5 protein-coding genes are annotated in these 6696 nt (G+C 49.6%); 2 read left to right on the plus strand and 3 right to left on the minus strand.

Features of this window, described 5'->3' with window-relative positions; translation table 11 throughout:
- The first annotated feature begins 206 nt into the window (after positions 1–206).
- Together BMZ51_RS21190 and BMZ51_RS21195 are read left to right on the plus strand one after the other, a co-directional pair.
- A complete protein-coding gene (locus BMZ51_RS21190) occupies positions 207–809 on the plus strand; it encodes a TetR/AcrR family transcriptional regulator (RefSeq protein ID WP_068006542.1) in 603 nt (200 codons plus the stop codon).
- Positions 810–913: 104 nt separating this feature from the next.
- On the plus strand, positions 914–2497 hold the full coding sequence (locus BMZ51_RS21195) for an AMP-binding protein (RefSeq protein ID WP_068006518.1): 1584 nt from the start codon (positions 914–916) through the stop codon (positions 2495–2497).
- 79 nt (positions 2498–2576) lie between these two features.
- Here the strand turns inward: BMZ51_RS21195 and BMZ51_RS21200 are convergent, their stop codons facing one another.
- Genes BMZ51_RS21200 through BMZ51_RS21210 form a run of 3 tightly spaced genes read right to left on the minus strand, consistent with a single transcriptional unit; the run spans position 2577 to position 6390 of the window.
- The gene (locus tag BMZ51_RS21200) at positions 2577–3566 is read right to left on the minus strand and encodes a HupE/UreJ family protein (protein WP_068006515.1); all 990 of its coding nucleotides are present in this window, start codon (positions 3564–3566) and stop codon (positions 2577–2579) included.
- Positions 3566–4447 (minus strand): peptidyl-prolyl cis-trans isomerase, encoded by an 882-nt coding sequence (locus tag BMZ51_RS21205; RefSeq protein ID WP_082825637.1) that lies wholly within the window; start codon positions 4445–4447, stop codon positions 3566–3568. Before BMZ51_RS21205 ends, BMZ51_RS21200 begins: the two co-directional genes overlap by 1 nt.
- A 14-nt stretch (positions 4448–4461) precedes the next feature.
- Complete coding sequence (locus BMZ51_RS21210; RefSeq protein ID WP_082825636.1) at positions 4462–6390, minus strand: DUF3604 domain-containing protein; 1929 nt, start codon at positions 6388–6390, stop codon at positions 4462–4464.
- Positions 6391–6696: the final 306 nt, after the last annotated feature.

Consider the following 6696-nt stretch of genomic DNA (forward strand, 5'->3'; position numbering starts at 1 on the left):
CACCTGCACAACGTTCCATCTCATATCCATCACCATTCACTAATATACCAGCAAATTATATTTATGATCCGATATTTATTCTTCTCCTAAAAAGAATACCTGCATATTTAAACTTAGTTTTTTGGCAAACTAACGTTTACGCAACAAAAACACTCTGATATATCTGCTAAACGTTCAACTAATATGTTTTGCTTAAGCGGGTTGGTTTGGAAAAGAAAAAGACACAGGGTGAACGGCGGGAGGAATCAGAGCGCAGGCTGCTGGATGCATTGGTTGAAATAATCAATGAAGACGGTATCCAGATGGCGACATGCGAAAGCATTGGCCGCAGGGCAGGGTATAGCCGCGGCCTCACCATTCAGCGTCTGGGCAAAAAAGACGAAATGTTCGTCACGCTGATAGACCGCATGGTCACTGAAACCAACCAAAACCTTGCATGTGAAATTCCCAAGGAAACCTGTGCGCGCGAGGCAATCCACCGCTACATCGATATTCATTTTGATGATTTACAAAACAAGCCGAGCTACCGGGCGTATTTTGCGCTGGTTGCAGGCAGCATGACAGATATCGCCTTGCTTGGGGAGGCCATCAAGCAAGCGCACGATTTTATTAAGCAGATATTGGTGGCAGTGCTGGAACGCGGCAAAGCCTCAGGAGAGTTTCCCGATGAGATGGATACGGCCATACGGGCAGTTTCCATCGGCAGTTACTTGCTTGGTGTCGCGCTTCAACAAAAGCTGCACCCAAAGCTCGACATTAAACTGCTGAAACCAGCAGCCTATGCATTGATACCTTTAAAGCCTGAATAAAAACAATCGCGGACCAGCGTTCGCGCAACGGGAGAACAGGCATAACTTTTTAATAACACCAGCGCACCTTCTGCGCTGAACAACCTATAACTTGGGAGGGGAATATGGTTGCATCTGAATACTCGGTACGGTCCGGGGATTTGAATTTCGATAAATTCGTCAATTATCTTGGCAGCGTTGAGACCGGTAAACCGTTAATGAACGACCTTAACGGGCGGACGCTCACCAGTAGGCAGTTTGCCATGCGTGCACGCCAGTTTGCAGGGGGGGTAACTTCACTTGGCATTGAAAAAGGAAGCCGCATTGCAATACTTGGCCTCAATTCCTTTGAATATGTAGAGGTAATGGTTGGCTCAATTCTGGCAGGAATGATCACTGTTCCCCTTAACATCCGCTGGTCACCGAAAGAGTTTCTCTACGCTATCGACCACTCCCAGATAAACACCATTGTTTATGACGATACATTCGCCCCAATGGTTGATGGGATCAAAGAGAACGCAGGTTCGCTCGTAAATTTTATTCACATCAGCGAAGGCGACGTGGGCGAGGGTGTAATACGCTATGAAAGCTTGCTTGACGCCCCTTGTGAGTTAGAGCTTGCTCGGGATGTGAGCACCGAGTGTTTCATGAGCTACACTGGTGGTACCACCGGGTTCCCGAAAGGCGTGGTGCACACTCATGAGTCCATGATGTCCTGCGCAAACATTTTGGCCACAAACGGCTGCCCAACATTGCAGGGCACTTCCATGGTGGTCATGCCGATATTCCACCTGTCCGGCTACGGGCCCATTTTTGCCCGTCTGTTGCAAAACAGACCGACCGTGATCGTACCAATGTTCCGACCTGACCTGGTGGTTGCTGCGGTCAAAAAATTTGATGTCTCATCCTTCCTTCTGGCGCCAATCATGTTTCAGATGCTCATTAATGCACCTGAGTTTGAGCCTAAAGATTTCGAAAATGTGGCCCAAGTCGTCTATGGTGCCTCTCCAATCTCTGAAGCACTGCTAAAACTGGTTCAAAAGAACTTCCCGAAAACAGATCTGACACAGGCCTACGGCATGACAGAGGCGGGCGCAGGTGTGTATTTGTGGCCGCAATTCCATGCCGGCGAACTTGCCCGCCCTGGCGCAGCAGGCCAGGCCAGCTCACCATTGCTTGACGTTCGCGTTGAGGATGATGATGGCAACGAACTGCCAGCCAACAGCATTGGAGAGGTGGTGTTTTACACCCCGTCCATAATGAGCCGTTACTACAACGCCCCAGAGCAAACAGCGGCGGCGATCCGTAATGGCGGCTATCGCACAGGAGATGTTGGCATGAAGGACGACTTTGGGGTGCTCTTCCTCAAAGATCGCTTAAAAGACATGATCATCACAGGGGCAGAAAATGTTTATACCGCTGAAGTAGAAAGCGCTATTTCGCTGCACCCAGACGTTGCCATGGTCGCTGTGATCGGTATTCCGAGCGAAACCTACGGTGAAGCGGTTCATGCAGTGATCGTGCCGCGTGAAGGAACTGCACCAACATTTGAAGAGATCCGAAACCACGCGAAAGAACGCATTGCTGGCTACAAATGTCCGCGTTCAATCTCCTTGGCTGACGAGCTGCCTCTTTCTGCAATGAACAAAGTATTAAAGAACAAACTTCGCGAAAAATTCTGGGAAAACCATAACCGCGAGATCGCTTAGTATCTGGCGGGGCACCACCAGCGCCCCGCCTTTTCGCCAACTCCACTGCGTCGGTAAAACCATCGCAAACGTTTTGATCCTATGAAAGACCGTTGAACAACATGTAGCTGCGCTCCGTCAGCCAATAAGCCGCGATGGTGCCGGACGCAAAGATAATGATCGCCGAAAACGCTGCAACGCGTTGCTGTGGTACCCGTAACCCTCTTGAAGCCAGTTGGTATGCAGCCAAGCAGAGGGCCACGAATAAAATTTGCCCCAACTCCACGCCTAGGTTGAAGAAGGCCAATGCCGCAAATTGCAAATTTGGAGGCAACCCTACCTCTAAGAGGACACTTGCAAAGCCAAAACCATGCAGCAGACCAAAACCAACGGCGATCAGTGTCGGGTAACGCCACGCTAAAGTTCCACGGTTTCCCCTGCTCACCTCGGCAGCAAGAACCACAATACTCAGCGCAATAAGGCACTCAATAAAGACAGGTGGCACATAAACGACCTGCAACACAGACAGCGCCAGTGTTATGGAGTGCGCTATTGTAAAACCCGTTATTGTAAGGAGCGTTCTGCGCAGCCCCCGTGCAATAAACAAAAGGCAGATCACAAACAGCAAGTGATCATATCCGCTGAGAATATGGGTTATGCCAGAGGTGATATAATCACCAGCAACTTGCCACAGGCCACTTGTGACAACTGGCTTTAAGCGCGTTTGATCAGGGCCAAAAATTTGCTGGACCTGATCTCCTGTTTCATCCTCATAAACAAGCAGTGTTGAAAGACTTGGATTGCCTGACGGATACTCCAACACAACTTCAATTGCCTCTGAAGCACCTTGGCATTCATAAAGCGTATGCCCGTGTAATGAGCGATACAGCAGCGGGTCTGAACGCTGGCAAGTGGGGTTAGAGAGTTGGATTAGTGGCTCTTTGCCCTGCGGTAGAACTGGAGGGGTTTTCCATTGCAGCGCATAGCTCGTTGCACCCACGTGGGAAAGTTTGACGTAAACGGGCCGCCCTTCATGCGCCTGCGCTATTGAGGCCCAAAAAAACAAACAAACCATATATAACAGAGGCATCAGTTTTCACCTCTGTTCCAGGTGACCTTGTAGGTTTGCCGAAGCTTTTCATAAGCCAGCCTCTTACTCTCACCTTGCTGATAACGCCGGTAGTCTTGCAATACGATTGGCGCAACTTCAGACAGTTCAGGCAGACGCGAAGGCATGCTGGCATTCACCCAAAGAAGGTGCGCACCATATTGTGAGATGATGGGCCCTTGCCAGTGGTCAGCAGGTTTAAGTGAAAAGGCCGCCTTTGCAAAACTCTCCCCAAAATGACTGGAGATTAACGTTTTGGTTCGCACCTGATAGCTTCGGTTGAAATGAAAGCGCTTGCCATACTCAGAAGCTTCATTCGCTGTGGTCTTATTTTTATTCAAACGTGGCAGCAGTGTCTCAGCTTCTGCAGCGGCTTTTGTTGCGCTTTCTTTGTGATGGGGAAGGTAGATGTGAGTGAAGCTGATAGCAGCTTCGTCGATGTAATCTGACCTGTTTGCAGCAAAAAACGCATTCAGATCACTTTCAGAAGGGGGCTTGGCGTCCTCGACGAACCCCTTGGCAATAAACTCCATTTTTTGAATGAGCCGCCGCCGTATGATTTCATCATTCTTCTCAAGCCCCAGCGCCAGCGCTTCACGGTAAAGCACCTGATCCCGAACATAGTCTTGTGCCAGTCTGTTTTGCTCTGCAGGGGCCAAGCTGGCAAACTTTTGCTCAGCATTATCCGGCGTAAACGACTTTGCCTGAAACTGCATGTATTGCGTCAGCGCGGTATCATCTACGATGATCTGCTTGCGATCGTTGCTGTAGAGCTGATCAGGTGCGACCAGCTCAACAGCTACAAAAAGCACAAGTCCCAACACCATGAATTGTATGAGTGGTTCTGAAAATAGCCGTCTCATGTGCGTCACCCTTATCAAGTCTGTGGCGTGTACCAAATAGGAGAGGTGTAAGCCCGCTCCTGTAGCGTGGCGGGGCCCTCTTTTGGCGGGTCAATTTTTAAAGCAATGCCATCCAGCAGCGAGTGACGCGGTGTTGGAATTTGCAAGACGCGAACGTAGTAAAATGAACGGTGATCCGGCTCGAAATCCGGGTCTTGCCAGACCACAGATAATTCAGGGCTACCGATGGAGTTTTCATAATGCCCCGTATTTAAGTCCACCGTATTGCCGATTGGTGGAAGTGATCCGTCCGCTCGTACATTGCGGTCACCAGCCCAGGAAACATTGTAGACCTTCTCGTGCTGTTCGCCCGCACTGTCTACCCAGCCTTTGACAACTTGAATTCGGTCAAGATTTGCCGCAACGGGGTCTTTTGTTGCGCGGATTAAGAGGGAGGGAGCTGACTGGGAGTTCTCAGGTTGGGGGAGTAGATCTCCGCCCATGGGGACACCTTGTGCGTAGCCGATCTTGGCCAGGTCTTCAGCGTCATGCGCCCCGTCTTCAAATTTCCAGCCTGCAAACATGCGCACAGCTATGCGCGGTCCGGTCGTCGCGTAGACTTCCTTGCGCTTAAAAGCTGCGTAGATTTCATCGCGGGTGTTTTCATTGACCCATACAGCCGCTAAACCTGAGGCTGACATCTCCCAACCATTCCCAATCGGGCCGCCTTCCTCATGAGATCCATCCTTTTGGGCAGGTACTGAATCACCAGCAAACTTGCCCCAAAAATTATCCTCTTCTGCCGAAGCGATACCTGTATGGGCGTCGGTGGACCCAATCATTCCAAATTTGTATGGATTAACGCCCACCTTCTCCTCAATTGCCATGCCGCGCTTTAGGGCCGAGCGAACAAAATCTGCTGGTTTAGCCTCATAAGTGCCACCACCAGTTTGGATGTAAGAGGTGTAGGTCTCAAAATCAGCAAACTCATCTTGTGGAGATAGTTTTGGGTGTGTCTCTGAATCACCTTTGATCTGCGTGACCTCAACCACAGGCTCCCATTTAATTCTTGTTCTTGCATACTCTTGTGTGATGGGCCTTCCTTTTAGGCTTGTTTCCGCAAACATATAGCCTTTTGAAATGTTTGAGTTATGCGGAATTGCAAGGAAGCGTGTTCCGGTTTCCTGTGAGGTTTTATCCAGCCACTGCCAAAGCTCCTCCGGGTATTCGCCGTCATCTGAGCCAAAGGGAACAAATTGCTTGGCATGCTTGCCTCCATCCGGTGTCAGGACAACGCGATGCAAATTGGCACCTGTTGGAACCGAACTCCACTCCCAGCCGATCAAAGATGTAAATTTACCCGGTTCATTATGCTCTTCTGCTGCATCAACAATTTCATGCCATGAGCGCGTTTCGGTCTGGAGCGTGTCCCCTAACGTAGACCTGCTTTTCGGGCTATTGTGGTTTGGATCCGTAACAGGGTCACCTGATGCATTCGCAGCAGCTTTAGGGAGCAGGCTTGCAAACAACTCATAGCCTTCTTTCGGGTCCTTGACCGCATCGCGCAACATGCGCACAGCGACCCAACGCTTCAGCGAAGCAAACAATCCTAGGTCAGGCTCAATTGCGGTGTTTGAGCTTAGCGCCCTGACAACTCCCATCCCCTCAGCGTGATCTGAAACAACCAAAAAATCCAAAGGTGTTTTGATCTGTACGCGAACGCCGCTAAATGGGTGTATGACCGGCTTTCCCTTCGCCCATCGGTAGGCTGTGTCTGGGTCTGCACTATGATTTTGGTTCATAAATGCATCAAAAGAGTAGCTTGTATGTAAGTGAGTATCTCCGAACAGTAATTTACCGCGTATTTCTTCTCCATATGACATGGATGAATACAAAAAAGTTGAACAGAAAAGGCCTATAGCTATCTTCCTGCCACTTATACTTACACCTGAAACGCATAGCATCAATGAATCCCCCCTCAAAGAACCACAGATGCTGACTTTATTAAATTCACCAGCATAAATATAATCAATTTAATCTGCATGAGTGATAGCAATCATTGATAACCCTAGGGAAGACCACACAACCAGCTCTAACACTGAGGACGTGCGTTCAAGGATAGTGATATCGAGCAATTCTCCTTAGCGTCAACTTGATCATTGCGGCAGTCATCAGGGCCTTGTTGCAGAAATCGAATTCAGAATGCAGGTTGCTCTTACCCGTTCAATTCAGGTCGCGAGTACGCGCTCGAACGCCGGGCGTCCAAGTGC

Source organism: Pseudovibrio axinellae (genome assembly GCF_900110875.1).
In the GTDB taxonomy this organism is placed as follows: domain Bacteria; phylum Pseudomonadota; class Alphaproteobacteria; order Rhizobiales; family Stappiaceae; genus Pseudovibrio; species Pseudovibrio axinellae.